At 63.4% G+C, this 26,741-nt stretch carries 26 protein-coding genes; 13 read left to right on the top strand and 13 right to left on the bottom strand.

Annotation, left to right across the window (positions count from 1 at the left end; genetic code table 11):
* The 3 genes from AYR66_RS13265 to AYR66_RS13255 all read right to left on the bottom strand — a co-directional run.
* Nucleotides 1-1,114: carboxylate-amine ligase (locus AYR66_RS13265; protein ID WP_141104242.1), on the bottom strand; the 1,114-nt coding region annotated here is incomplete at its 3' end.
* The gene (locus tag AYR66_RS13260; protein WP_088707867.1) at nucleotides 1,111-2,577 is read right to left on the bottom strand and encodes a RimK family protein; all 1,467 of its coding nucleotides are present in this window, start codon (nucleotides 2,575-2,577) and stop codon (nucleotides 1,111-1,113) included. The genes AYR66_RS13265 and AYR66_RS13260, both read right to left, overlap by 4 nt.
* A complete protein-coding gene (locus AYR66_RS13255) occupies nucleotides 2,574-3,338 on the bottom strand; it encodes a cysteine peptidase family C39 domain-containing protein (RefSeq protein WP_088707866.1) in 765 nt (254 codons plus the stop codon). Before AYR66_RS13255 ends, AYR66_RS13260 begins: the two co-directional genes overlap by 4 nt.
* A 226-nt stretch (nucleotides 3,339-3,564) precedes the next feature.
* Between AYR66_RS13255 and AYR66_RS13250 the strand changes: the two genes are divergently transcribed.
* Together AYR66_RS13250 and AYR66_RS13245 are read left to right on the top strand one after the other, a co-directional pair.
* Complete coding sequence (locus AYR66_RS13250; protein WP_088707865.1) at nucleotides 3,565-4,185, top strand: hypothetical protein; 621 nt, start codon at nucleotides 3,565-3,567, stop codon at nucleotides 4,183-4,185.
* Nucleotides 4,185-5,366, top strand: a complete 1,182-nt coding sequence (locus tag AYR66_RS13245) for an AI-2E family transporter (protein WP_088707864.1) — start codon at nucleotides 4,185-4,187, stop codon at nucleotides 5,364-5,366. The genes AYR66_RS13250 and AYR66_RS13245 overlap by 1 nt, the downstream gene beginning before the upstream one ends.
* 59 nt (nucleotides 5,367-5,425) lie before the next feature.
* Here the strand turns inward: AYR66_RS13245 and AYR66_RS13240 are convergent, their stop codons facing one another.
* The 4 genes from AYR66_RS13240 to AYR66_RS13225 form a co-directional block, all read right to left on the bottom strand.
* The gene (locus AYR66_RS13240) at nucleotides 5,426-5,563 is read right to left on the bottom strand and encodes an entericidin A/B family lipoprotein (protein ID WP_088707863.1); all 138 of its coding nucleotides are present in this window, start codon (nucleotides 5,561-5,563) and stop codon (nucleotides 5,426-5,428) included.
* A 79-nt stretch (nucleotides 5,564-5,642) separates the two neighbouring features.
* Nucleotides 5,643-6,026: a hypothetical protein gene (locus tag AYR66_RS13235; protein WP_206047165.1), complete on the bottom strand. Its 384-nt coding sequence runs from the start codon at nucleotides 6,024-6,026 to the stop codon at nucleotides 5,643-5,645.
* 44 nt (nucleotides 6,027-6,070) lie between these two features.
* Nucleotides 6,071-6,439 (bottom strand): phage holin family protein, encoded by a 369-nt coding sequence (locus AYR66_RS13230; RefSeq protein WP_088707861.1) that lies wholly within the window; start codon nucleotides 6,437-6,439, stop codon nucleotides 6,071-6,073.
* Between the two features lie 80 nt (nucleotides 6,440-6,519).
* Nucleotides 6,520-6,939, bottom strand: coding sequence for an ElaB/YgaM/YqjD family protein (locus AYR66_RS13225; protein WP_088707860.1), 420 nt, complete (start codon nucleotides 6,937-6,939; stop codon nucleotides 6,520-6,522).
* Between the two features lie 391 nt (nucleotides 6,940-7,330).
* Between AYR66_RS13225 and AYR66_RS13220 the strand changes: the two genes are divergently transcribed.
* From AYR66_RS13220 to AYR66_RS13215, 3 genes are all read left to right on the top strand, one after another.
* Nucleotides 7,331-8,524, top strand: coding sequence for a PilT/PilU family type 4a pilus ATPase (locus AYR66_RS13220; protein WP_088707859.1), 1,194 nt, complete (start codon nucleotides 7,331-7,333; stop codon nucleotides 8,522-8,524).
* A gap of 117 nt (nucleotides 8,525-8,641) precedes the next feature.
* Complete coding sequence (locus AYR66_RS28890; RefSeq protein ID WP_170942137.1) at nucleotides 8,642-8,815, top strand: hypothetical protein; 174 nt, start codon at nucleotides 8,642-8,644, stop codon at nucleotides 8,813-8,815.
* 12 nt (nucleotides 8,816-8,827) lie between these two features.
* Nucleotides 8,828-9,019: a hypothetical protein gene (locus AYR66_RS13215; RefSeq protein ID WP_088707858.1), complete on the top strand. Its 192-nt coding sequence runs from the start codon at nucleotides 8,828-8,830 to the stop codon at nucleotides 9,017-9,019.
* A gap of 53 nt (nucleotides 9,020-9,072) precedes the next feature.
* On the opposite strand, the gene pyk is transcribed toward AYR66_RS13215, so the two are convergent.
* Nucleotides 9,073-10,518, bottom strand: coding sequence for a pyruvate kinase (gene pyk, locus AYR66_RS13210; RefSeq protein ID WP_088707857.1), 1,446 nt, complete (start codon nucleotides 10,516-10,518; stop codon nucleotides 9,073-9,075).
* Nucleotides 10,519-10,850: 332 nt separating this feature from the next.
* Between pyk and AYR66_RS13205 the strand changes: the two genes are divergently transcribed.
* From AYR66_RS13205 to AYR66_RS13185, 5 genes are read left to right on the top strand one after another with little or no spacing between them, the layout of a single operon-like run.
* Nucleotides 10,851-11,246: a response regulator transcription factor gene (locus tag AYR66_RS13205; RefSeq protein WP_088707856.1), complete on the top strand. Its 396-nt coding sequence runs from the start codon at nucleotides 10,851-10,853 to the stop codon at nucleotides 11,244-11,246.
* On the top strand, nucleotides 11,243-11,977 hold the full coding sequence (locus AYR66_RS13200; RefSeq protein ID WP_088707855.1) for a YaiO family outer membrane beta-barrel protein: 735 nt from the start codon (nucleotides 11,243-11,245) through the stop codon (nucleotides 11,975-11,977). Before AYR66_RS13205 ends, AYR66_RS13200 begins: the two co-directional genes overlap by 4 nt.
* Nucleotides 11,955-13,007 (top strand): HEAT repeat domain-containing protein, encoded by a 1,053-nt coding sequence (locus tag AYR66_RS13195; protein ID WP_088707854.1) that lies wholly within the window; start codon nucleotides 11,955-11,957, stop codon nucleotides 13,005-13,007. The genes AYR66_RS13200 and AYR66_RS13195 overlap by 23 nt, the downstream gene beginning before the upstream one ends.
* Nucleotides 13,004-14,416, top strand: coding sequence for a glycosyltransferase family 2 protein (locus AYR66_RS13190; protein WP_088707853.1), 1,413 nt, complete (start codon nucleotides 13,004-13,006; stop codon nucleotides 14,414-14,416). Before AYR66_RS13195 ends, AYR66_RS13190 begins: the two co-directional genes overlap by 4 nt.
* A 3-nt stretch (nucleotides 14,417-14,419) precedes the next feature.
* Entirely contained in the window at nucleotides 14,420-16,036 is a 1,617-nt protein-coding gene (locus tag AYR66_RS13185) for a hypothetical protein (RefSeq protein WP_088707852.1), read from the top strand.
* A 14-nt stretch (nucleotides 16,037-16,050) separates the two neighbouring features.
* Here the strand turns inward: AYR66_RS13185 and AYR66_RS13180 are convergent, their stop codons facing one another.
* The gene (locus AYR66_RS13180) at nucleotides 16,051-18,315 is read right to left on the bottom strand and encodes a sensor histidine kinase (protein WP_088707851.1); all 2,265 of its coding nucleotides are present in this window, start codon (nucleotides 18,313-18,315) and stop codon (nucleotides 16,051-16,053) included.
* A 243-nt stretch (nucleotides 18,316-18,558) separates the two neighbouring features.
* Between AYR66_RS13180 and AYR66_RS13175 the strand changes: the two genes are divergently transcribed.
* Nucleotides 18,559-19,011 (top strand): chemotaxis protein CheW, encoded by a 453-nt coding sequence (locus tag AYR66_RS13175; protein WP_088707850.1) that lies wholly within the window; start codon nucleotides 18,559-18,561, stop codon nucleotides 19,009-19,011.
* Between the two features lie 46 nt (nucleotides 19,012-19,057).
* Nucleotides 19,058-21,133, top strand: coding sequence for a putative bifunctional diguanylate cyclase/phosphodiesterase (locus AYR66_RS13170; protein ID WP_170942136.1), 2,076 nt, complete (start codon nucleotides 19,058-19,060; stop codon nucleotides 21,131-21,133).
* 95 nt (nucleotides 21,134-21,228) lie between these two features.
* Here the strand turns inward: AYR66_RS13170 and AYR66_RS13165 are convergent, their stop codons facing one another.
* The 4 genes from AYR66_RS13165 to AYR66_RS13150 all read right to left on the bottom strand — a co-directional run bounded on the left by AYR66_RS13165 (nucleotide 21,229) and on the right by AYR66_RS13150 (nucleotide 23,936).
* Nucleotides 21,229-21,690: a hypothetical protein gene (locus AYR66_RS13165; RefSeq protein WP_088707848.1), complete on the bottom strand. Its 462-nt coding sequence runs from the start codon at nucleotides 21,688-21,690 to the stop codon at nucleotides 21,229-21,231.
* A 1-nt stretch (nucleotide 21,691) separates the two neighbouring features.
* Nucleotides 21,692-22,561, bottom strand: a complete 870-nt coding sequence (locus AYR66_RS13160; RefSeq protein WP_088707847.1) for a hypothetical protein — start codon at nucleotides 22,559-22,561, stop codon at nucleotides 21,692-21,694.
* Nucleotides 22,562-22,568: 7 nt separating this feature from the next.
* Nucleotides 22,569-23,345, bottom strand: a complete 777-nt coding sequence (locus tag AYR66_RS13155) for a hypothetical protein (RefSeq protein WP_206047164.1) — start codon at nucleotides 23,343-23,345, stop codon at nucleotides 22,569-22,571.
* Between the two features lie 87 nt (nucleotides 23,346-23,432).
* The gene (locus tag AYR66_RS13150) at nucleotides 23,433-23,936 is read right to left on the bottom strand and encodes a DUF6160 family protein (RefSeq protein ID WP_088707846.1); all 504 of its coding nucleotides are present in this window, start codon (nucleotides 23,934-23,936) and stop codon (nucleotides 23,433-23,435) included.
* A gap of 642 nt (nucleotides 23,937-24,578) precedes the next feature.
* Here AYR66_RS13150 and AYR66_RS29575 point away from each other — a divergent pair.
* The coding region (locus tag AYR66_RS29575) for a winged helix-turn-helix domain-containing protein (protein ID WP_206047163.1) at nucleotides 24,579-26,741 on the top strand (2,163 nt) is incomplete at its 3' end.

Raw genomic sequence — 26,741 nt, 5'->3', positions numbered from 1 at the left:
CATGCTCGACAATTGTGCGCAGCGGCGCGCCCCAGTCGTGTTCCAGCCGCGGATCGCCCGCCAGCATGTTGCCGACGAAGTGGTGCCACAGCTCGCCGGCGGTGCAGCGTCGGGCCGGGAAACCGAGCAGTTCCAGGTAGGCAGCGTCGTTGATGCATGCGGCGTCGGCGTCGCGGATGCAGTCCTGCAGGATGGCGGCGAGCGCGGCGGTGGAGATTTCCTGCTGCGCGGCCAGGTTGTCCATGTCGTACAGCCGGTGGACCAGGTCAACCACGGCTGCCGCGATCGCCAGGTCGGCGCGCGGACACTCCTGCGTGTCCAGCACGCGGATCTCGATCGCGTTGCGCTCGAAGCGGGCGATTGCACCGCGCGAGTTCAGCCATTCTTCCTGGAGCGCTTCTTCCGGATCGTGCGGCGCAATGTCGCGGTACATAGGCGCAAGGATGCGTTCCTCATAATCGTCCTGGCTGGCGACGGTTTCCGGAACAATCATGCCGGCAATGCTGGGGAAGCGGTCGGCATTGCCGCTGTAGACATGCATGCGGTAATCCATCCAGCCGGTGGTATTGCCATCGGCAATCGGCGAGCTCGCCGCAAGCGCGGGCAGGATGGGCAGCGCCAGGCGGACGGCGGCGTGCAGGCGCGCGAATTCCGCGTCATCGCCGAAGGGCAGGTTGACGTGCATGCTCTGCAGGTTGGCCCAGCCGTGGGTGCGCGTGTCGAAGAGATTGCCGTAGGTGCGGTAAATTTCTTCATTGCCATGCGGCCAGAGGCGGGAATCAGTGCGCGGATCCATCCATGGATGCATGCCGCCGGGCATGAGCCGCGCGCCCATTGCTTGCAGGCGCCGGTCGATCTCGCGTACTTCCGCCTGGAAGGCATCCGGCAGCATGCTGAGCGATGGAGTGGGAAAAATATTCTTGATCTCGACCAGGTGCAGCACGAGTTCGTTGGACCAGCCCATCCGGCCGCGCTCGATATCGTTTTCGCCCGGCAGGAGCCGGTCGGCCAGCGGCAGCACCGACAGGTTGCCGCGATCGACGATCATGTATTCCAGCTCGATGCCGCAGCCCATGAAGGCGTGCAGCAACGGGGGCTCTTCTTCCTCGCTCATAGCGACGTGTTTCCTTTCCTGGCATCGATGCGCTTGCGGAACACGCCCATCACTTCGCGGTACAGCGCATCGGACAGCACCGCATCTTCATTGCCGGCATCCACATTCGGATTATCGTTGATTTCAATCACGTAGTACTGGCAGCCGACCTGCTTGATGTCGACGCCGTAGAAGCCGTCGCCGATCAGGTTGGCCGCCTGCACCGCGATCTTCACCACCTCGTCAGGCGCCTCGCCGACCGACAATGCCTCGGTACGTCCCTCGGAGGTGCGGTGGTGTTCATGCTTGATGATTTGCCAGTGTCCGGGGGCCATGTAGTACTTGCAGACGAACAGCGGGCGCTGGTCGAGCACGCCGATGCGCCAGTCGAAATCGGTCGGCAGGTACTCCTGCGCCAGCACGAGTTCGGATTCCTTCAGCAGTTCACTGACCTTGTCCAGCAGCGTGTCTTCCGACTCGATCTTCACCACGCCTTGCGAGAACGCGCCGTCGGGCTGCTTCAGGATGCAGGGCAGGCCGAGCGTGGCGACGATCTGGTCGACATTGCCCTTGTGCACGACCAGTGTCTTCGGCGTGGGAACGTGGTGGCGGTTCAACAGTTCGTTGAGGTAGATCTTGTTCGTGCAGCGCAGGATCGATTCCGGATCGTCAATCACCATCATGCCGTTGTCCGCCGCCTGGCGCGACAGCTCGTAGGTGTAATGGTCGACCCGCGTGGTGTCGCGGATGAACAGCGCATCGAAGCTCGCGATGCGTCCGCATTCCTTCGGCGTGATCAGTTCGGCGCCCATGCCGAGCAGCTCTGCTGCTTCCACGAATTTCCGCAAGGCGGCTGCGTTGGACGGAGATTCATTGCGCTGCGGATCGTGCAGGATGGCCAGCGTCGGTTTGCTCGATGCCGGCGTGCTGCTGCGTATTTTCTGTCCCTTCAGATAATCCATCGCCGCCAGCGCCGCGTATTCCTGGTGATGCGCGGGAATGTCGCGGATGCTGCCCGGATAGACACTGCACAGGTGCCACGCGCCGTTGGCCTTTTCGAAGCGCACGTGCAGCACCGGCGTGCGCAGGTAATTGAACAGCTGCTCGCACAGGTGCGGATGCTCGCCGCGTGCGTCGCGGCCGAAATAGATGTCGAGGTCGGCCACATCGCCGGGGGTAAGCGCGAACGAGCAGTCGATCAGGTTGCCGAGTTTTTCCGTGATGTCCTGCACCACGCCGCCGGCATACAGGTCCTTCATCACCTGTACGTCCGGCACCGGCTGGTGGCCGCGCGCTTCCGCCAGCAGCGAGACGTAATATCCCTCGCTCTGGTAGCGGTAGGTCCTGCAGAGGTTGAAAACTTTGGTGGAGCCGATGTCCCCGTAGGCGGGATCAAGGAGGTAGGTCTGGGCGGGTATCACGGTGACGCCCGGTATGTCGCTTGGCCAATCTTGCTGCTGACTGACGACGAATAGGATATTCATGGTACTTCCTGTCGCGGCGGACACCGCGGGTGGATGATCAGCAGGTTGGCGTCGTGCGTCACGATGCCCAGCAGCACCGCATTGACAACCCGGTCTACGCTCAGCCAGTACTCCTGCGTGCCGGCATAAGGGTTCTGCTGGTAGGGATCGACCACCAGCACCTTGCGGCGCTCGCGGTCGTACCCGGCGATGATGACGAAGTGGCCCGACGGCAGCCCGCGCACGTCGTCCGGTTCGTCTTCCGGGCCGTGCTCGCGCGCAACCCGGTACAGGTAGGTGGAACTCAATCCCGTGATGATCGGCAGCCGCCGGCGCAGGATGCCGCGGATCAGGTAGCGAGACAGGTCCAGCAGGCGCAGACGCCCTCCGAGGGCGAGGAATTCGAGGTAGCCGGTGGTCGCCTGCTGCAGCCGGTAATCGACCTTCACCTCGCGTTGCAGCTGGAGCCGCTCGGCAATGTCGACGCCCGGTTGCAAGAACCACGTCGGGTCGAACACATTGAGGTTGTAGGTATAGATCGTTGCGTTGTAGCCGCGTCGCAAGGCGTCGCAGGCGAGGAAGACGGCAAAGGTGCCCCCGTATTCGAGGCGTCCGGTGCGCTGGATCACGCCGGGCAGTGCTTCATCCTCGCCCCAGTAGCGGTAGACCGCGTGCAGGCAGGTCGGCCCGCAGGTGGTTTCGTCCGGCTGCGGCAGGATCTTGACGGGCAACTGCAGGATGTCCTGGTTCACGGGAAAGCGTTCGGTACTTGTTCTGTCCATCACTCCCTCTGCGCTTAGCATTTTCAATGCCAGACGCTGGCGTGCTTTGCGCAAGCAAGGGTATGGCGCGTTAGAGACTCCGGCTGGCATGTAAAAGTTTCCATTGCATGCGCCACTTTCCAATCGGCGACCACCGTCCGCACGGAATTACGCGCTTCAAGAACGGGCATGGATGCTGCATCGGCGGTCGGATGTCCAACGTGCATTCGTACAAGGAGGTTATGCCATGAAAACAATATCCAGCCTGCTCGCCGCCCTCGGCCTCGTTGCACTGCCTGCGCTTGCCCAGGTGCATTCGGCGCCGCAACCCACGCCTGGCACAGAAAGCTCGGGCGCATCCGTCACGCCGGAATCCGCAGCCGGCACATCCTCAAGCAGCGCGAAGCCCGCGCCGGCACCGTCACCGACCGATCGCCTCAAGCCGGCGACGCAGGACAACACCACCTACATGTGCGGCGGCGTCGGCGAGGAAGAATCGACCTTCATGAAACAGCGGGCAAAGGACTATGACCTGATGCTGACCTTTGCCACGCGCAGCGGCGCCTACCTTGCCGACGTGGATGTCGACATCCGCGACGCGGCGGGGAACACCGTCCTGCAGATCGCGTGCGACTCTCCCATCCTGCTGGTCGACCTGCCCAAGGGGGGCACTTACAAGGTGCGCGCCGAAACGGCGGGCTATGCGCTCAACAAGACTGTCAGGGTCGCGGGCGGACGGCAGCATGCGCAACATGTCGCCAGCTCCATCCTGTCCTGGCCGCAACAGGTGGCCGAGATGGGCGGCGCGCCGACGACGACCGGCAGCGGCGCGCGCGGTCAAGGCGCCGCCGGCAATGGCGCCCGCTAATGATGCCAGGACCTGATCCGCGGGCCGGAACGCTCGCATCCGCCGTCGGTCATCCCGCTGTCAATGTGCCGGAGGCGGCACGGGGCGACCGCCGCGTCATTTCCGACCGCCGTGCCGGCTATCGCCTTCCAGCGGAGACCGAGACCTTCGGCGAGTCGCAATTCGTGCGCCGGACTTTCCTTGTCGTCAGCCTGGTCATCTTTACCGGCCTTGTACTGACAGCAATCTGGTACGCCAGCGACGTCTTCCTGGTGCTGTTTGCCGGCATCCTGATCGCCGTGCTCCTGCGCGCGCCGACCAACTGGCTGGTCGCGCATACGAAGCTCAAGGAAGGCGCGGCGCTGGCGCTGTCCATCCTCACGCTTGCGCTGTTCATCGGGATCCTGGTCTATGCGTTCGCGGTGCCGATGGCAGACCAGGTCGGGCAGCTGCTTGATGAACTTCCGCGCTCCATGGCCCGCATGCGCCAGTGGATGCGGCAGCACGAGTGGGCCAGGCCGCTGCAGCCGATGGTTGCAGAGCTGTCACGCGTACGCTTCGACTTCCAGCTGCTGGGCCGCGCGCAAGGTGTCATCCGCTCGACCTTTTCCGCGATCGGCGGGGCGGTCGTCGCCTTGTTCATCGGCATCTACCTGGCCGCGCAGCCGCGCCTGTACCAGCGCGGCGTCATGCACCTGCTGCCGCGCAAGGGGCGTCCGCGTGCCTACGAGGTGATGGACGAGATCGCCGCCGTACTGCGCGCCTGGCTGGTGGGACGCATGATCACCATGGCCGCGGTCGGCGTCGCCGCCGGCATCGGGCTCTGGTGGCTGGGCGTGCCGCTCGCATTCACCCTTGGCGTGCTGACCGGCGTGCTCGAATTCCTCCCGTATATCGGCCCGATCCTCTCTGCCGCCGCGCCCTTGCTGATTGCCTTCAACCTCGATGCCGACCTTGCCGTGTATGTGCTGATGCTCTTCATCGGCATCCAGACTGCCGAAAACTACCTGCTCACGCCGTTGGTGGAGCAGCGCGCGGTTTCCCTGCCGCCAGCGCTGGTGATCTTCGGCACGCTGCTGCTGACCGCGATGGCCGGGCCGCTCGGTGTCGTGCTGGCATCGCCGCTGATTGCCGCCTGCATGGTGGCCGTCAAGCTGCTGTATGTGGAAGATGTGGTGGAGCAGCCAAAGCCAAAACTGTAGAGAAAAAGAAAATGCCCCTTTGAGAGCATCAAAGGGGCATGGAGGGAGACAGCGTCTTGTTACTTGTTGCGCTCGGCAGCACCTTGCACCTTTTCGCCGCCGCGTTCCACGTCCTTGCCGAAGCCCTTCATGGTGTTGCAGGCGGACAGGCTGAAGGCAAACATCACTATGCTCAGTAGGGAGATAACTTTTTTCATGACTTTTCCTTTCAGGTTAACGAAGAAAACCAGTTGATCCCGCGCCGCGCCGGCGGACCGCTCCAGCGCGCTCCGGCGGTCAGGGAGGCTGGTCGGTGGTGCGGCCCTGCACGTACGCGCCTGCCATGGTTAAGACCTTGCCGAGCAGATCGACGTTCGTCTGATTGTTTGCCGTCAAAGTCCCGATTGCCGTGGCGCTGGTGGCAACGGTCTTGGCAATGCGGCGGGGGCCGATCGCCACCAGTGCCGCCACGCCGACCGCGCACAGGACCGGATGGTCCATGAGGACGCGCATCAGCGCGCTTCGCGGGAAGCGCGTCGGGACGGGACGGTGCGTCGGAAAAACATGCTGCACGTGCGCGGCGGGCGGCACTTCTCGGATAGCGACGGGCTCGCCGGGAATCCGCTCGAGGTCGGCGCCGCCGTTGAGTGCGCGGCGGTAGGTTTCTCTACGCATTTGCATTCGCTCCAGGATGGCCTTTCGTTCTTCTTCAAGTGATGGACCGCTCATAGGGCTTCCTTGATGACGTCGATATCGCGCTGAAATTCCGTCCGCAGTGTCGTGGCAAGCGACGGTGAACGGAAATGCTTCAGGCACATGTTCAGGCTGACGCCCGCAATCGCGCCATACAGGAGGACCACGAACCATGCCGCCAGCGCCCGGTATTCCGAGCTCCAGAAGCTCACGATGATCGCGATGCCGAGGAATATCGTGGCCAGCAGGGCAAACAGGCCGGCCACGGCAAAGCCCGCGATACGAAGCGCGAGGTTGTGCTCGCGTATCTTCATCTCGACACGCAGCAGGTCCATGTAATCGCCGACGCGCTCCAGCGTGATCAGGTAGAGCTGCCTGGATTTGTGTAGGGCTGAAAACATGAGTGGATTCCTTATGCGAAACTCCGTGACGTCATGCAGAGCGGCTCAGCCCTGGCTGAAGCCGCTCTTTTCTTTCTTTGTTAGCGACGCTTGAACAGCAGGCCGAGCAGCAAGCCCGTGCCGACCGCGACGGCGACCGATTGCATCGGCTTGTCCTTCACATAGTCGGTGGTGGTTTCCATGCCGCGGTTGAACTGGCGGGTCGCCTCGCTCGCGATGCCCTTGGCGGCAAAGCGCACCGAGCTGAACTTCGCCATCAGTTGGGCATGCGCCTGGCTCAGTTCGTCGTCCGACATGCTGGCCGAGCGGTTCACCAGTGCATCGAGGTCGTTCTTCAGGCCGGAAAGCTCGCTGCGCAGCGACGCTGCCGAGCGTTGCACCGTGCCCTTCATTTCGTTGTAGGTCCCCCGGGTTGCCTGTGCCGCGGCGGAGGCGGTATCGCTGCCGTTGCCTGTCTTGAGGGTGGTGGTACCGGTGTTCGAAGTATTGGTTGTATCCATGAATCGCTCCTTGACTGGGTTTGACGGAATCCGCGCCTGTTGCTGCGCGAACGAAACAGTTAAAGAAGGAAACGCCTCTGCTGCTGCCGTCGCAGCGGCAGGCAGGGTGCGCAATTGCGTTCATGAAAAAACGCGGCGCGTTGCATCGGACCTCCTTTTCCTTGGCTGCTTTACGGTTCAGCAAACGCTATGCCAAGCAATGAAGGACTGATAACAGGGGGAGAAAGGGGGAAGACGGGGGAAATGGGTAAAACACGCGCCACATTTTGTACATAACGCATGTAATTATTGCAACGCCGCGCACGTGCAAATCAGCGACAAACACCTTGCCGGGTATGGCGTGGAGGAAACATAATTGGCGACACTCACGACCAGCACAAGAAAGGCAGCCATGTCCTCCACCTTCGGCATCGAAGAAGCGCGCGCATACATGCACCAACTGCTCAAGGTCATGTTCCAGCAGGGCGGCTCCGATCTCTTCATTTCCGCCGACTTCCCGCCGAGCATGAAGCACCAGGGTTCGATGAAGCCGCTGAGCCAGCAAAAGCTCACCGGCGAGATCACGCGCAAGCTCGCGCAGTCGCTGATGAACGACAAGCAGCTCGGCGAGTTCGATGCCGAACTCGAATGCAACTTCGCGATCTCGCTGCCTAATGTCTGCCGCTTCCGGGTGAACGTCTTCGTCCAGCAGCAGCAGGTCGGCATGGTGATCCGTACCATCGCGGCCGAAATCCCCAGCTTTGAAAAGCTGCAGCTGCCCGACATCCTGAAGGACGTCATCATGACCAAGCGCGGCCTGGTGCTGGTCGTCGGCGGCACCGGTTCCGGCAAGTCGACCACGCTGGCGGCGATGATCGACCACCGCAATGCGAGTTCGTCCGGCCACATCATCACTGTTGAAGATCCTGTCGAATACGTCCACAAGAACAAGTCCTGCCTGATCACCCACCGCGAAGTCGGTGTCGACACGCTGAGCTGGCACCATGCGCTCGAGAACACGCTGCGCCAGGCGCCCGACGTGATCCTGATTGGCGAAATCCGCGACACCGAAACCATGGAGCACGCGATCGCCTTTGCGGAAACCGGCCACCTCTGTCTCGGCACGCTGCACGCGAACAACGCCAACCAGACCATCGACCGCATCATCAACTTCTTCCCCGAAGAGCGCCGTGCGCAGCTGCTGGGCGACCTGTCGGCCAACCTGCGCGGGATCATCTCGCAGCGCCTGGTGCGCACCGAGGACGGCAAGGGCCGCAAGGCGGCGATCGAGATCCTGCTCAACACGCCGACGATTGCCGAGCAGATCCTCAAGGGCCAGTTCCACGCGATCAAGGAAACGATGGCCAAGTCCAAGGAGCTCGGCATGCGCACCTTCGACCAGGCGCTGTTCGACTTGTACAACGACGGCTTCATCAGCTATGACGAAGCGATCCGCAATGCCGACTCGGCCAACGAGCTGCGGCTGCAGATCAAGCTGCGCGCAAGCCGAGGCAAGGATGGCGCGGTTGACGAGGGCGGGCTGAATCTCGCGATCACCGAGGAGGCGGAGGAGGAAGAAGAGGGCGCGGACAAGGCGAAGAAGTAGCAGGCCCGCCCTGCGCCCGAGTCTCAATTTTCCTCAACGACGGCCGAAGTCAGATCCACGTAAGCAATCGCCCCTACCCTGTACTCATCCAACGAGGGATGAATGCGGGGAGGAGCCATGAATCACCGTTCCGGCACGCACGGCAAGGCCGCCGGCAAGACAGCAAAGCAGGGAAGGGCACATCCGCTGCCCGCACCGCAGTCGCTGCTGCGGCCCATCGAATGCGGCTCGTTCGCCGCCACCCTCAGGCACTTCGCGCGGAAGTCCTTCCGCCGCTTTTTCTCTCCCTGAAGGACGTCCGTCATGGCAAGCTACCAATCTCCCACCAAGGAACAGGTCAGGGCCTACCTTGCGCGCCGCTTTGCCAGCAGCGGGCCGGTGCCGTCGATCAGCGAAATCCGGAATGAGCTGGGTTGGATCAAGCGACCTTCCGCTTCGGGAACGCCGCTGTTCCAGGTTGATATGAGGTGGGACAAGGGACAGGGAGCAGGCTGAGGATTGCTACCGTCCCCGGCTTGCAGGACACGGAAGCATCACCATGCTTGCCTCTACAAACTCGCCCGATCCTTCCCGACCTGCACGATCTTCATCGAGTTCGTCCCGCCCACCTGTCCCATCGGTTCACCCCAGGTCAGCACGACCAGGTCGCCTTTCTTCACGACGCCCTTCTCCACCAGCAGGTTCTCCGCGTCCCGCAGCACCGCGTCGCGGTCGCCCGATTGCGCCAGCTCGAACGACGTGACGTTGCGGTACAGCGCCGCCTTGCGCCGTGTCCCGATGCGCGGGGTGAGCGCATAGATCGGGATGTCGATGTTGTGGCGGCTCATCCATAACGCGGTGGAGCCGGAATCGGTCAGTGCGACGATGGCCTTCACGCGCAGGTGGTAGGCGGTGAACAGCGCGCCGTAGGCGATCGACTGGTCGATGCGGGTGAAGTTGACGTTCAGGAAGTCGGTGTCCAGCTTCACCACGTCCGCCTTTTCCGCTTCCACGCAGATGGCGGCCATTGCTTCGACGGTTTCGATCGGATACTTGCCCGATGCGGTTTCGGCCGAGGTCATCACCGCGTCGGTACCGTCCAGCACCGCATTGGCGACGTCGCTCACTTCGGCGCGCGTCGGCACCGCGTTGACGATCATCGACTCCATCATCTGCGTGGCCGTGATCGCGATCTTGTTCGACGCGCGCGCCATCTTGATCATGCGCTTCTGCAGCGCGGGCACCGCTGCATTGCCGACTTCCACCGCGAGGTCGCCGCGCGCCACCATGATGCCATCGGAAGCGTCGAGGATTTCCTGCAGGGCGGGAATCGCTTCGGCGCGCTCGATCTTGGCGATCATCAGCGGCTTGCGTTGATGCGGCTCGCCGGCGATGTTGGCGAGCTGGCGCGCCATCACCATGTCCGAGGCGTTCTTGGGGAAGGACACGGCGACGTAGTCGGCACCCAGCTCGACCGCGGTCTTGATGTCTTCCATGTCCTTGGCGGTAAGCGCCGGTGCGGAGAGGCCACCGCCCTGGCGGTTGATGCCCTTGTTGTTGGACAGTTCGCCGCCGATCTTGACGGTGGTGTGGATTTCGCTGCCGGCGACAGCATCCACCTTCAGCACGATCAGGCCGTCATTGAGCAGCAGCACATCGCCAGCCTTGAGGTCGCGCGGCAGGTCCTTGTAGTCGAGGCCGACGCGCTCTTCGTTACCGAGTTCGCAAGCCGCATCGAGGATGAACTTGCCGCCTGCTTCAAGGAAAACCTTGCCTTGCTCGAACTTGCCGACGCGGATCTTCGGACCCTGCAGGTCGGCCATGATCGCCACCTCGGTGCCGCACACCGTCGCCGCCTCCCGCACCAGCTGCGCGCGCTGGATATGGTCCTGCGCCTTGCCGTGGGAGAAGTTCAGCCGCACGACGTTCACACCTGCACGTACCATGCGTATCAGGGTGTCGAGGTCGCTGGAAGCGGGGCCGATGGTGGAAACGATCTTGGTCGAGCGTGGCATGCTGGTCTCTTTCGTCTGTGAAATGGATGCGACGCGGCGGTACCGGAGGGCGGCATTGGAGGCAGGTGATTAAGATTGATCCGCGCTCCATGCGGTTCCCGCCGTGCCGCGTGAACCGACGGCGGGAGGACGCCTTGCTGGTCTAAAATGTAGTAAATTTTCAATATTTATGCATTAGACCATGGAGTTTGCTACATTTCAAGGCGGAAAAGTAGCCGGTTTTCATGATTCACCGTATACGAAAACCGGTATGGAGCATGAAAAATCGTAACAAGCAGGACAACCGCGTTCTTCGGTAAGATAGTGTCACTCCAGCACGTCGGCTTTCCGAAATGACCGCCACACAATCCATGCCTCCAATCATGGTCGTCGAGGATGACGACCATATTTCCCAGATACTCAAATTCATGCTCGAACGCCAGGGATGGCGCACCCTGCTTGCCACCGACGGTCTTGCCGCGCGCAAGCTGGTGGAAGAGGGCCAGGAACGGCCCGCGCTGATCCTGCTCGATGTGATGCTTCCCTACATCGACGGCTTCGAGCTGGTGCAGATCGTGCGGAAGACGCCGGGATGGGAAAACATACCCATCGTCATGCTGACCGCCAAGAACATGGAGCGCGACATCGTGCGCGCGCTCGACGCGGGAGCCAACGACTATATCGTCAAGCCCTTCCAGCCGAATGAATTGCTGGCGCGCGTGCGGCGCTTCCTGAAGGACAAGCCATGAAGCGTGGCATTGCATTCATCCTCGCGGCCGCCGCCATGCCGGTGCTGGCGCAGACCAGCGCCGGACTCACGCTGGGGACGGAAAACCTGAGCAACAGCACGCCCGACTGGAAAGAAGCCACGATTCACCTGCAGCAACAGTACGCGCCGCGCCACGGCGCCGGCGCGGCCTTCACCCGCACCGAACGCTTCGGGCTGCAGGACCGGCAGCTTGCGTTGAACTATGCGCGCCCACTTGGCGAAAAGATGGTGGCGACTATCGATGCCAATGCCAGTTCCACGCACCGCGTGCTGGCACGCAATGCTATCGGCGCAACACTGCAGGTCGAATTCGCACCCGCCTGGCTGCTGCATGCCGGGGCCCGTACGACAAATTACGATGCCGAGCGCGTCAACCAGGGCCTGCTGATGCTGGAGCATTATTTCTCGTCGTTCAGCGCGGCGGTCGGCTGGCGTCCTGCACGTGCCTATGACAGCACCGCGCACAGCGGGGAAGTGCGCGGCAGTTATTACTACGGCGACCGCAATTCGGTTGGCCTGATCCTGGCCGGCGGCAAGGAAGCCGCCAGCATTGCCGGCGCGGTCACGCTCACCAGCCTGCGTTCGGCGGTGCTCGTCGGCCGGCACTGGCTTGGCCGCGACTGGGCGGTCAACTACAGCCTCGGCCACACCCGCCAGGGTGATTTCTACAGCCGCAACGGAATCAGCCTTGGTCTTCAGCACACTTTCTGATCCCTACCTGCAGGCAGCTTTCTGGACCGGCATGGGGGCGCTGGCCCTGACCCTGCTGCTGGGCACGCAAATCGTCTACCTGCGCATGTCGCTGCGGCGCCAGGAGCGCCTCGAACAATCCGTCATCGCCAAATGGCGGCCGCTGCTCATGGCAGCGGTCGCCGATGTTCCACCGGACCAGCTGCCCGATCTGCCGCGCCGGGAGCGCCTGCACTTCCTGCGGCTCTGGCTGCACCTGCACCAGTCGGTACGCGGGACGGCCAGTGCCGGGTTGAACGAGGTCGGTTACCGGCTCGGCTGCGACGCCATCGCACGCGGCATGCTGCGCGACGGCAACCGGGCGGAGCGGCTGCTGGCGGTGCTGGTGACCGGCCATCTGCGCGACGCGACGGCCTGGGATGAACTCATGCGCCTGGCGGCTTTGCCGGACAGCGCCACTTCCATGCAGGCGCTGTGGGCGCTGGTGCAGGCCGATGCGGACAAGGCCTTGCGGGAAATGATGCCGGTGCTGCTGCGCCGCGATGACTGGGCGCTGTCGCAGGTGGCGGGCATCCTGCAGGATGCGCAGGAAACCTGCGCGCGCTACCTGTCTGACGCGCTCATGCAGCTTGAGCCGGAACGCCTGCCGCGCGCACTGAATCTCGCCGAAGCCTTGCGCGCACCGGTTGCGCCCGCATTGCTGGCGACGCTCATGCATGACGACGACGCGGAACGGGTCGTCGCCGCCTTGCGCCTGGCCAACTCGCCCGTCCTGCTCGACGAAGTACGTACCTGTCTCGGGCATGCCGACTGGCGCGTACGCGTCCAGGCATCGCGGGCGCTCGGCCGTATCGGTGACCGTTCCGACATTGCACGCCTGCAGGCCATGCTCGGCGATACCCAGTGGTGGGTGCGCTACCGCGCGGCGCAAGCACTGATCGGCCTGCCGTCCATGCAGGCGGGCGAGGCGCAGGCGCTGGCCGCATCCGTCACAGACCGCTTTGCCGCCGACATGCTGCGGCAAGTGATTGCGGAGAGGGAGGCGGGATGACCCTGCATGAGGCCATCGTCGACTTCACCACCTGGTTCATCCTGGTGTATTTCATCCTGCTCAACGGCGGTTACCTGCTGCTGAACGTGCTATCCATCGTCAGCCTGCACCGCCAGGGCCAGGAGCGGATCCTGGACGACTTGCCGCAGGTGTATTCCGGCCTGGAACCGCCCATCAGCCTGCTCGTTCCCGCGTACAACGAAGAAGCGACCATCGCGGCATCGGTGCGTTCCATGCTGCAGCTCTCGTATTCGGAACTCGAGATCATCGTCATCAACGACGGGTCGAAGGACGGCACGCTGGAGGTGCTGAAGCAGGAGTTCGACCTCGTGCCTTTTCCCGAAGCCTTCCGCGTCCGGCTCGAAACGAAACCGGTCAACGGCATCTTCCGTTCCACCCGCTATCCGAACCTGCGCGTGATCGACAAGGTCAACGGTGGCAAGGCCGACTCGCTCAATGCCGGCATCAATGCCTCGCGCTATCCGCTGTTCTGCGGCGTCGATGCCGATTCGATCCTGCAGCGCGACAGCCTGCAGCGCGTGGTCAAGCCTTTCCTCAACGACGCGACGGTGGTCGCCACCGGCGGCACGGTGCGCGTGGCCAACGGCTGCGAAGTCAACGGCGGATTCCTGACGCGCGTGGGTTTGCCATCCAATATCTGGGCGCTGTTCCAGGTCGTCGAATACTTGCGCGCCTTCCTGTTCGGCCGGCTCGGCTGGTCGACGGTGAACGGCATGCTGATCATCTCCGGCGCCTTCGGCCTGTTCCGCAAGGAAGTGGTGATCGAGGCCGGCGGCTACCGGCCGAAGACCATTGGCGAGGACATGGAACTCGTCGTCCGCATGCACCGCCTGCTGCGTGCACGGCGGCAGCCGTACCGGATCGAGTTCGTGCCCGACCCGGTGTGCTGGACCGAAGCGCCGGAAGACCGCAAGACCCTGCGCAACCAGCGTATCCGCTGGCAGCGCGGCCTGTCGGAAAGCCTGTCGGCCAACTGGGGGCTGGTGTTCAGCCGCAACGGCGGCGCGCCGGGATGGCTGGCCTTTCCGTTCATGCTGCTGTTCGAATGGATGGGGCCGCTGGTGGAACTGGGCGGCTACATTTTCATGGCCGTCGCCTTCTGTTTCGGCTGGGTTTCCTGGCAAGCGTTCGCGGTGTTCCTGTTCGTCGCGATCGGCCTCGGCATCCTGCTGTCCGCCTCTGGACTGCTGCTGGAAGAAATGTCTTTTCATATCTACCCGGAGCCGCGCCACCTCGCGATGCTGGCGCTGGTCGTCATCCTGGAAAACTTTGGTTACCGCCAGATCAACAGCTGGTGGCGCCTGGTCGGGTTGTACCGCTGGGCAACCGAGGGCGAGGCAAGCTGGGGTGCGATGACGCGGAAGGGAAACTGGCAGCGCAAGGTGTAGGCGATGCGTGCTGCTTTTATCGGGATCATGTTCATGATGAGCGGCGCCCAGGCGGCAATCCTGCAATCCTGTCCCGATGACCAGGGCGGCATGCGTGTCACCCTCGGCGCGGACGGCGGCGCAGGCTGCGAGCGCGTCGAACTGAACGTGCCGCCGGAGGTGATCGTCGCATTGCATCCGGTCGCCCCCGAACTTGCGCGCGACGTCGGCGAACGTCTCCTCCTGCAGGGACCGGAGCGGGAAGGGCGGTTCACTATCGGCAGCGTGACAGCGACCGGCAAGGAACGCGTATCCGAACGGCCGCAGCCCATGCCTCTGCGCGAAAACCTCCTCGCTTCCATGAACGTGCGCGCCTTCGGCATCGAGGAGCGGGTGCGGTTGCGCATGGAGGCCGGCCGCCTTCACCTGTCCTGCAGGGCCGGCACCCGCCCAGCAGGCGTCACCCTGTCGGGCCCGTGGACACTTCCGTTGGCGCGCCTGTCCTTGCATCTTGCAGGCACGGCAAGCGCGCGGTTCGACATCGCGGCGACGGACGCCATGCGGGCGGCGAAGGAAACCAGCGTCCCGCTCGGGCACACAGGGCCGGGACGGATGGCCGCCGAGCTTTCACTGCCGCGCGACGACTTCGACCGCGCCAACTGGCGCTCCTTCTCCATCGCTTGTCCATCCTCGGCGGCGGAACTCACGCTCGACGAACTCAGCCTGAATCCCCAGCCCGCGGTGCCAGCCTCGCGTTCAATGTGGGTATGGGATGCGCGGGAATGGATGGAGCGGCCGCAAGCGGTGCTGGCGCGCGCGCAGGAGAGGAACGTGAAGACGCTCTTCGTGTCCGTACCGGTCAGCGGTGAAAAAGTTACTGAGCCGCATCGCCTGGCCGCATTCATACGCAGTGCCCGTACAGTCGGAATTGCCGTCTGGAGCGTCGACGGCGACCCGCGCATGGTACTGCCGGCCGAGCACGCAAAGACGGTGGCACGCGCGCTTGCCTACGCAGCCTACACCGACGGCGCCGAACCGGATGCGCGCCTCGCGGGCATGCAGTTCGACATCGAGCATTACCTCCTTCCGGGCTACGCGCCATCGGCTGCCGCGCTCGACAAACACTACCTGTCCCTGGCGCGTGCACTGAAGCGCGCGGCGGCCGGCATGCCGCTCGAATTTGTCGTGCCCTTCTGGTGGGCCGAAAAGGCGGAACTGCTGAAGGGCCTGGCGGCCTCGGCAAGCGGACTGAACGTCATGGACTACCGCACCGATCCCGCGCAGATCCGCCGCTTCGCCGCACCTTTCCTCGATTGGGGGACGGTGCATCGCAAGAGCGTGCGCATTGCGCTTGAGGCGGGGCCGGTGGAGCCGGAGCTGCAGCGCCGCTATGTGCGCGCAGCAGAAGGGGAGTTATGGCTGGTCAGCGTCGGACAGACGCCGGTGCTGGTGCTGCTGAAGGAGGCTGCGCGCAATTCGCATGGACCGGCGTTCAGGATGGAATCGGCGTCGGTGTTTGACGGGTCGGCGACCAGTTTTCATCGCGACCCGGGGCGCTTGCTGGAGTTGCTGCCATCGCTGGAGGCGGATTTTGCTGCCTGGCCGTCGTTTGGCGGTGTTTCCTTGCATGAGTTGAAGTAGCGACGTGCCTGGTCTCACACCCCCGGCAACTCCACCACAAACATCGTCCCGCTCCCCGCATCCGATTCAAACCCGATGCGCCCCCCATGCTCTTCCACAATGCTCTTGCAAATGCTGAGCCCCAGCCCCGTCCCGCCTTTCTGCCGCGAGTCGGTCGAATCAGCCTGCGCGAATTTCTGGAAGATGCGTTCCCTGAACTCGGCAGGGATGCCCGGCCCGCGATCGATAACGGACATTCGCACCTTGCCGCCTTCGCATTCCACGCGAACCGTCACCGCCGAACCGGATGGCGAAAACTTGATCGCATTGGACAGCAGGTTGACCAGCACCTGGATCATGCGGTCATGGTCGGCATTGACCAGCACATCACCCGGCGCGCAATCCACCTCCAGCCGCACGCTCATCTGATCGGCGCTGCCGCGCACCGCATCGACGGCTTGCTCAACCAGCGGCAGCAGGGGCTGCGCGCGCATGTCGAATTCCATGTTGCCTGACTCGATCTTTTCAATATCCAGCACGTCGTTCACCAGCCGCACCAGGCGCTCGCAGCTCACATGCGCAATGTCGATCAGTTCACGTGTGTCCGGCGGCAATTCACCGGCAAAGCCGCCGGCCAGCATGCCGAGCGACGCGCGGATCGAGGTCATCGGCGTGCGCAGTTCATGCGAGACGGTGGAGATGAATTCGTTCTTCATGCGCTCCACCTTCTTGCGCTCCGAAATGTCGTGCAGGAAGGCGCTGAAGAAGTAAGTGTCGCCGCTGCCCGCAAGGCCGATGGTCACTTCGACCGGGAGCTCGTCGCCCTTGCGGTTGACGACGATCCGTTCCAGCCGGCGGCCGAGCAGGCCGGTCTGGCCGGTTTCATTGAAACTGCGCATGGCATCGGCGAAGCTGCCGCGGAAGCGTTCCGGCACCACCAGCTCGACCAGCGTGCGGCCGATCGCCTCGTCGCAGCGCCAGCCGAACATGCGCTCGGCGGCGGCATTCCAGTCCGTGATGCGGCCGTTGAGGTCGACCGCGATGAAGGCATCCTGAGCGCTTTCGATAATGGTCTGGATGCGCTTCTCATTGGCGCGCACCTGCGACAGCGCATGCTCGAGTTCGCGCGTGCGTTGCTCGACACGGCCTTCGAGCGTCTGGTTCAACTCCTTCAGCGCGCTTTCCTTCTGCAGCAGGTTGGAGACCAGGGCATTGAGCGAGCCTGCCAGTGTCCGCACTTCCGCATAGGTCCCGTGTTCGACCGGGATTTCCGCCGATTCGCGGCGCTGGATGCGCTCGGCGGCCGCCGCGAGGTCTTGCATCGGGCGGCTGATGCGGCGTGCGCCGATCAGGCCGGCCACGGAGAACAGCAGTGCCAGCGCGATGCCGCTGCCGAGCACGGTGCGCTGGATGCGCCGCACCGGTTCGTAGGCATCGTTCACATCCTGCCGCACCAGCACCGTCCATCCCAGGCCGGGATAGGGGCCGTAGCCCTTGCCCTTGCTGTAGCCCACCAGGTAGCTGTGTCCATCCGCCCAGTCTTCCACGGCAAAGCCGTTGCCGTCGGCCGCCGCGCGCACGCTCTGCTGCGCGAGCTTTTTTCCTTGCAGGTTTGCCGGGCCGAGCAGCACGGTGCCGTCGGTGCTCACGATCATCGATTCCACCTTGCGGCGCGCGGCGATCGGTTCCATCACCGATTGCTCGACTTCGCGCGCCCACTGCCACGAGAGGTGGACGCCCAGCACGCCTTGCACGCGTCCGCTCTTGTCTTCATAGGGGAAGGCGACATCCACGAAACGCTTCGGTTCGCTGGTCGGATTGGGCAACAGCTTCGCCAGCAGCACTGCCTCGTGCACATCGCCGACATTGATCCCCTGCAGCGCATTGCGGAACCAGGGGCGCTGCGAGACGTCTGCGCCCTCCAGCATTCCGCGCGTGGAAACCATGACCTTGCCTTGCGGGTCGACCAGGCCGATCCATGCGTAGTAGTGGTACGTCTCCTGGCGCGCATCGAGCACCATGCGCTTGTCGTCGATGCTGGTTTCCTGCGATGTCAGGTCCTTGCGCTGCGCCATCAGCTGCACTTCGCGATAGCGCTCGTACATGCCGCGGTCGAGCTTGTCCGATGTCTGCAACGCGAGTTCGGCGAGGCCATTGCCGATATTCGACTTGAGCTGTGCGGCGGCGGACAGGCCGATGACTTCGACCAGGATGACGGTAAGCAGGATCGACAGCGCGGAAAAGGCGACGGCGAGATAGCCGCCAATACCGCGGGTGGGAATGAAGGCCTTGATATTCATATGTGTGCTGACGGTTCGAGGGGCCGGAAGCCGGGACCCCGGCTGCACGAGCGTAGCATAACCGTTTCCGCGCCTGCATTTCTTATCGGCAATCCCTGGTTCCCGCAAGCAGGAAAAACCCGCTTCCCGCTTTCAGGAATAAAACCCATTGTCAGCCCGGTAATCCGCGTCAAATCACCGTTTTTCTGCGTGGCACGTAAGTTGCTGTCCTACAAGCCAAGTTCTTTGACGCGGGTAATTCTGATGAAAAAGACAACAACAGGAAAACGTCCGCCGCCGGACGAGGTGCTCGCCTTCATGCTCGGCAATGAAGAATATGGCATCGACATGCAGCGGGTGCAGGAAATCCGCGGATTCGCGGCTTTCGCGCAGGAGGCGAACGCACTCGACCTCGACGGCGGGATCGCCAACATGCGTGGCGTCAGTGTGCCGATTGTCGACATGCGCAAGCGTTTTGCGCTCGGCGACGCGGTATTCGACGACTCGACCAGCGTCATCGTGCTCAGTATCGATGGACGCACGATGGGCGTGGTGGTCGACGGCATTTCGGATGTGCATCGCGTTGACGCCGGCCGCGTCATCCCTGCGCCCCGCGCACGGGGCGGCCTGAAGAACGACCACCTCATCGGACTCGGCACCTTCGGACCGCATTCCGTCACATTAATCGCCATCGACGAAGTACTCGCCGTGGCATGAAAAACGGGCGGCATCCATGCTGACACGCACATCAAGCGAAATACGAATGGCAGTGGATGCAGCCACGGACCGGGAGCGGCTGCGCTTCGAAGCGCTCGTCAACAGCATCGACGGCATTGTCTGGGAAGCAGACCCGCATACCTTCCGCTTCACATTCGTCAGCGAGCAGGCGCCGCGCATCCTCGGCTATACGGCCGACGAATGGCTGGAGGAAGGCTTCTGGGAAGCGCATCTTCACCCTGCGGATCGCGAACTGGCCATCGAGCATTGCATGGCGTGGTCTGCGAGCGACGCGAACCGCTGCTTCGAATACCGCATGATCGCCAGCGACGGCAGCACCGTCTGGTTCAAGGACCTGATCAGCGTGGGCATGCACAATGGCTTTCCCACGACCCTGCGCGGCATCATGGTCGACATCAGCGCCCGCAAGCAGGCCGAAGAGGAATCGCGCCTGACGGCCAAGGTATTCGAAAACAGCACCCAGGGCATTTCGGTCACCGATACCTCGGGCCGCATCCTCAAGGTCAACCGTGCGTTCACCAGCATCACCGGCTACACCGAGGAAGAAGTGATCGGCAAGACGCACGCCATTCTCCGTTCCGGCCGCCAGGATCCGCAGTTCTACAAGCAGATGTGGAAGACCATCGGCGAAGAGGGCCGCTGGAGCGGCGAGCTCTGGAACCGGCGCAAGTGCGGCGAGCTGTACGTGGAACAACTGTCCGTGACGCGCGTGCTGGACGATACGGGGACGGTCACGAACTTCATCGGCATCTTCAGCGATGTCTCGCAGGCCAAGGCCGCCGAAAGCGAAATCGAGCGTTTGTCGATGTATGACGCGATGACCGGGCTGCCCAATCGCGCCTTCCTCTATGACCGCCTTGACCATGCATTGAAGATGGCCGGGCGCGACGGTCACCATGTCGCCCTGCTTGCAGTCGATCTCGACCGGCTCGCGCACATCAATGAAGTGCTGGGCCATCGTGTGGGCGACCTGCTGCTGGTGGCCGCCGCGGGGAGGCTCAACGGCGTCATGCGTGCCGCCGATACCGTGACGCGCCATATCGGTGACGAGTTCGTGGTCATCATGGAAGAACTCTCCGATCCGCGCGACGCAGCGATCCTTGCGGAGCGGATCCTGACCGAGCTGTCGCGGCCCTTCGTCCTGGAGGGGCATGAGATCAACGTCACCGCCTGCATTGGCATCGGAGTCTATCCGGCAGACGGCGCCACGACGCAGGAAATGATGAAGCATGCCGACGTCGCCTTGCATCACGCCAAGGAAATCGGCGAAAGCAATTTCCAGTTTTTCAGCCAGGAGATGAACCGGGCGTCGATCGAGCGCCTGCAGATAGAAAGCAGCCTGCGCCTGGCGCTGCTGCGCAAGGAATTCCACCTCGTCTACCAGCCCCAAGTCGACCTGGCTACCGGTCGCATCACCGGCATGGAGGCGCTGGTGCGCTGGCGCCATCCGGAACTCGGCATGGTATCGCCGGCACGCTTCATTCCGGTTGCCGAAGACACCGGCCATATCATCGAGATCGGACAATGGGTGCTGCGCGAAGCCTGCCGCCAGACGCGGCACTGGCACGACCGCGGCTTCATCGGCTTGCAGGTGGCGGTCAATGTATCGGCACGCCAGTTCCGCCAGGATGATTTCGCCGGCCAGGTGCGGCAGGTGCTGGAAGAAACCGGGCTCGCTCCTGAATGCCTGGAACTCGAACTCACCGAGAGCATGATCATGCAGCGCCCCGAGCGGGTCGTGGCGGTGATGGATGAACTGCGCGCGGTCGGCGTGAAATTTTCCATCGATGACTTCGGCACCGGCTATTCCAGCCTGTCGCAACTGAAGCGCTTCCCCATCGACAAGCTGAAGATCGACCAGTCCTTCACGCGCGATATTGGCAGCGATGCGAACGGATCGGCGATTACCTGCGCCATCATCGCGCTCGGCCGCAGCCTGCGCCTGCGCGTGGTGGCCGAGGGCGTCGAGACGGCGGAGCAGCAGTGCTTCCTGATCGAGAATGGCTGTCACAGCATGCAGGGCTATCTGTTCAGCCGGCCGGTCGAGGCCGGGGATTTCCATTCGCTGCTGCTGTTGCAGACTCTGCCGGCAGCGCTTTGAAACAGATAAGGAAGTAGGGCGCGCCATGCGCACCAATGCCTTGGCTACCGCAATGGTGCGCGGGGCGCACCCTACGGTTTTTACCTTTCAACCGGTCAGTGCGCCCACATCCGCAACTGCCCCTGCATATTCACCGTTCCCTGTATCGACAGCCGCCCCAGGCTGTCCGTCACCGGCGCCGCCGGGTCGGACTGCACACTCAGCGACTCAAAACCGAAGTCGGTGTACCTGACATGCGCGGGCAAGCCGATGGCGATGTAATCCGTGCCGTCAGGCTTCTTCTCCACGCCAACCGACAAGCCGAACACATCGAGCACGCCGCGCGGGTTGCGCACCACGACATGCGTCGTGTGGCCGTCCACATTGAAGCCCATCGAAATCCTGCTGTCGGTTGACGGATTCGGCAGTGCCTGGTCGTTGAGCGACAGGTGCATCGCGAAGTTGACGCCGTCTGCGCCGCTCACATCTGACAGAGCGGCATCATCCAGCGGCTGCTGTGCGGAAGCGCCGGCCGTGAGGAAAAGCGATGACAGGATGAAGGCAAGTGTTTTGCGCATGTCAGGGCTTGAATCGGATATCGAGGTACTGGATCTGCATCGAGCCTATCCTGCTCGATCCGAGATCCACGTTGCCGGTCGCGTCGCTACGGAAGGACAGCTTGTCGATCTGCAGCCCGCCGGCGGATGCGCCGTTCGCATCCGGCCAGTCGATGCCGATGCGCAGGCGTGGATTGCCGGCCTCGTCCGTGATCGCATTGAAAATCCCCGGCTGTGATGCCACGTCAGCGATGCGCCAGGGTGCATTGAGGATATTGCCGTTGCTGTCGACCGCGCCGATGCGCAGTCCGCGAAAATGCATTTGCTCCGTCACGCCCGCCGGTTCGGCCTGCGAGATATCGTCGCGCCCGCGCGGACGCAGCAGCAGGTCGCCCACATCGACCCGCAGGCCGAGGCCGAACGCGATGCCGTCGTTGACGCGCGGTGTGGTCCACTGGAAGCCGCCGCCGTAAAACACCGCATCGCGCAGCACCACGCTGCCGCCGTCGAAGGCGATACCGTTCGCATTCACCCCCCAGTTGAAAGCGGCCTGCCATTTCTTCGCGCCGTTGGTGTTTTCCGGGAATGCAAGGTTGATGACATCCGCCATGCCGGGCGCGCCCTTGACGACGTCGATGCGATAGGGATCGCCGAACGGGTTGGCGGGATCGTCGGACCGCGTTGCCTGCAGGCTGCCGATCCATGCGCTCGCGGTTGAGGGCGCGTGATAGGTGAAGCGCGCATCGCCCGACATCGAGAAGCCCGAAAGGTCGAAGCTCACGCCGTCCCGGCCTTGCACCGACGACAGCGCATCGTCGGACAACGGCTGCAATCCGTCGGCGTGCGCGCTGCATGCCAGCGCGAGCGCAAACCACGCGCAGTGCGAACGCATCCGCATCTCAGCGCACCGGCGGCAGGTTGGGCGGCGGCGTGCCGGTCGTATTGAGCGCGCTCAGGCGGTCGCGCCAGTTGAGCCACACGCCGGCCTGCGCCAGGTCGGGTGCCTGCGCCATGCCTGCCGGCGGCTGGAACTGCACGGCCGATTTCAGCGCCGAAATCCAGAAGTCGCGGCTCGGTCCGTTCGTATCGCCGGCGCGCACGCCGCCCATCTGGGCGAAGTTGAAGCAAGGCGCGGTGCATGTACCATCCCAGCGCTTGCCGCCGCCGGGATCGTTGCGCGAGTCGAGCACGCCCGCCGCGCCGCCATCGACACGCATCGATCCGCTCAGCGTGGACAGGGTGAGGCCGACGTCGCCGGCAATGCTCTCGAAACCGAAACGCATGCCTACCACTTCGCGCGTCGCGGCATTGCCTGCGTTGCGGTAGACGAATTCGAAATAGGGATTGCTGATCTGCACCAGGCGCTGCGCGTCGGTGCCGTCGCTGCGTCCGAACTGGAGCAGTGGCATGTCGATATCCGCGCCGCTGCCGTTGCGTGGCATATATGGATATTCACCGAGGCGGATGTTGCGGAAGTTCGCATTGAGCGTGACATCGGCGCCCAGCGCGATGCGGGTGAAATCGTAGCCGCCGTAGCTGCTGTTGTTGAGTTCCAGGAAGCCCTGTGCATGGCGGGCAGACAGTTCCTGCTCGGACAGCGGGCGCAGCTGCGCCGAGGCTGTTCCGATATGCAAGGTGACGGCAGCGCCGAGCGCCGCAAGGCCAACACGGATCATGCTTGTTCTCGAACGAAGGGATGAAGATGCCCCCGGGCATAAGCCGGGGGCAGACAGGCTAGGAAGGGACTCCAGGCAGGTCCTGGATCAGTGCGCCCACATCCAGACCTTGGTGCCGCGCAGGTCGATGTCGGTCAGGGCGATCGAGCCGAAGGACGGGCCGGTCACGCCGGCTGCGTGGCCACCCATGCGGATGGAACCGACGGTCACGTCAACCAGGGCCGCGGTCGGCACGACGATGTCTGCCGGCACAGCCATCTGCACGACGTCACCGCCGCCGTAGAAGGCGGTCGGGAAGGTCACGCCGGAAGCGGTCAGGATGGTTTCGAAGGTCGACTGGTTGATGATGTCCAGCGTGCCGGCGACCAGGCCCTTGACGCCGATGTTGTTGAAGCTGATCGAACCGCCGGTCGTGTCCGTATCGGTATAGGTGAACGAACCGATGTTGATGTTCAGGCTGGCCGCGATGGACACACCGTCCTGGCCGGCAACCTGGCTCAGGCCTTCGTCAGCGATCGGGGTCATTGCGGAAGCAGCCAGGGACAGGCCGGACAGGACAGCGGCGAGAGCGGTCTTCTTGAACAGTTTCATATAGAGTCTCCAAATAGATAACGTGGTGGTGGTGGTAAAAATTTTTTCTTCCCATGCCGCGAACGCCGGTTCCGTGTTTCTTGTGGAAACACCGACACCAGTTCAGCATGCGTGTTGCCCGCACACCGGACGCCGGAACCGCGTCGGTCAGCTCTTAATATTTCAGCAATACTAAGAGCCTTCATATTAGGTCAGGGGCGATTGACAACGGGGACCGGCGCGGTGACTGGGGGAGCCAAATCGTTGGCTTCGAAAGCCAGCTCGGTTGATGACCGTAGGGTGGGTAGAGCGAAGCGAAACCCGCCATGTGCTTCACACACTGTTTTACGCGGGTTTCGCTGCGCTTTACCCACGCTACGCTCCTTACATTCATGCTGCCTCGCACAAGTCACATCCCGCCTTTTTTAGAGCGCACACTCTATTGTTCCAATAACAATCTTATGTAACCTCTTGGTTCCGCGAGCCACAAGTTGGCTCCGAAAGTTCGAATTGCTGCATGCACTGATGCATTCACACCAGCGGGTTACTTGATTGGCTGCTATTCCTTTCCAGGTGCTGGAACGCCCGGCGGTACTGCGTTCCCCTCCATCCAAATTCCGCCCTCCGGCTGCCGGGGAGAGCTGCCTCGCGCGGGAGCGGGTGATGGAACGTATCCGCCATGCTGCCGGCGTGAAGCTGGTACTGGTGCATGCGCCCGCGGGATTCGGCACCACCACGTTACTGCGGCAACTCCATGACGATTGCCGCAGGGAGGGCGGTGCTACCGCGTGGCTGACGCTCGATGCCGGCGACAACGACCTGGAACGCTTCATGTCCTGCATCGAGCAGGCGTTTGTGCAAATGCAGCGCACCGCAACCACCGTGCGCACCCTGTTCGACGCGCGCCTGCGACAGGATAGCTTTGACCTCGCCGATGCGCTGGCATCGGCGCCCCCGCCATTCACATTGATCCTCGACGAATTCGAGCATCTCCATAACCCGGCCGTGCTCGCCGTTGTCCAGCAGGTGATCGACCTGCTCGGGCCGCAGCAGCGGCTGGTGATTGGCTCACGGGTGCAGGCCGCGCTGCCGGTCGGTCGCCTGCGCGCGCGACAGCAGTTGCTGGAAATCGATGCGGCGCAACTGCGGTTCACGCCGGAGGAAACGCGTCAGTTCCTGTGTGACAGGCGCGGGCTGTCGCTGGACCAGGCCGCAGTGGAGAAGCTGCACGACATCACCGGCGGCTGGGCCGCGGCATTGTGGCTGGCGTCGCTCGCGCTGGAAGGCAGCGAAGACCCGCGCAGGACACTCCAGACCTTCTCCGGCTCGCACGCATCCATTGCTTCCTACCTCGCGGAAGATGTGCTGTCGCGCAAGCCGAAACACCTGCAGGACTTCATCCTGCAAACCAGCGTGCTGCAAAAATTCTGTGCGGAGAGCTGCAATGCCGTCACGGGACGCGATGACGGCAGGGCGCTGCTGCAGGAGATCGAACGCTCCAACATGTTCATGACGGCGCTCGACGAACAGCGCAGCTGGTTCAGCTACCATCCGCTGTTTGCCGATTTCCTGCGCGCGCAACTCGAGCGGGAATATCCCGGCCTTGCTGCTACGCTGCATCGCCGCGCCGCTCACTGGTATATCGAACAGAACCGCCCGACCCACGCCATCGACCATGCGATCGCATCCGGCGATACGCAGTTCGTGCTCGACCTGCTCGACCGCCATGCGCAGCCGCTGTTCCTGCAGGGACGGGTGCGGCTGCTGGCGCGCTGGTTCGACACCATAGACAGGCGCCGGCTCGTTGCGTATCCGCCGCTGATCTCGGTGTATTGCTGGTCGCTGCTGCATATCAACCGGAGCGAGGAGGCGCTGACCCTGCTCGAGACGGTCATCGACGCCGACGGTGCCTCGCCGGTGCCGCATTCGACCTACCACGTGATCCGCACCTTCAGCCTGATGATGCTCGACCGCGCGGGCGAAACGGCGCCGATGTGGGCCGACCCCGCGATCCTGGGCAGCGCGGCGCACGAACCGGTGTTGCGCAGCATGCTGATGATCGGCTGCGCCTATTACTACGCGACCACTGGCCGCTTTCGCGACGCACGTGTGCTGCTCGACCAAGCGACGCAGGAGCAGCCGGCCGTCGGCCCGCTGTTCAGCATCGCGGTGGCCGGCTATGTGCGCGGCATGCTGGACCTGGTGCAGGGCAACCTGCGCGCCGCCTGCGCGCGCCTGCTGGCCCTGATCGGCGACGAATCGCAACGCGAGCCGCGCTGCAGCGCATCGCGCATGGGTGCGCTGCTCGGCATTCCGGACGACGGGACAGGCGCGCGCTGCGGCGCCGAAAGCGGTTTCGCCAGCCTCTATCTCGCCGAGGTGCTGTATGAAATGGATTCGCTGGCGGAAGCCCGCCGCCTGCTCAAGCTCTTCCTTCCGCTGGTCAAGGATGCCGGCATTCCCGACCAGCTGATTGCCAGCCACATCATCTACGCGCGCATCCTGCGCGGCGAAGGTTACGCGAACGATGCATTGCAGGTGCTGCTGGAGCTCGAACAGTCCGGCATGCAGCGGCGCTTGCCGCGGGTGGTGGATGCGGCGCGGCTGGAACTCGCGCGGGCCGCCGTGCTGCGCGGCGAGCTCGATGAAGCGAAAGCGATCTTCGCACTGGTCGGCGCGTCTCCCTCCTGGCTGCGCCGCGACGTCCAGATGATCGCTACCGATATCGAAAGCCCCGTGCTTGGCTCAGCCCGCATCCAGGTCCACGCCGGCCAGGCGGCGGCCGTGCTTCCCCTGCTGAAGGAGCATCTGCAGGATGCCTATGCA

It is taken from the genome of Noviherbaspirillum denitrificans (assembly GCF_002211445.1).
Lineage (GTDB): Bacteria > Pseudomonadota > Gammaproteobacteria > Burkholderiales > Burkholderiaceae_D > Noviherbaspirillum > Noviherbaspirillum denitrificans.
The sequence above is the reverse complement of the archived record's forward strand: the minus strand, read 5'-3'. Positions and strand labels throughout refer to the sequence as shown.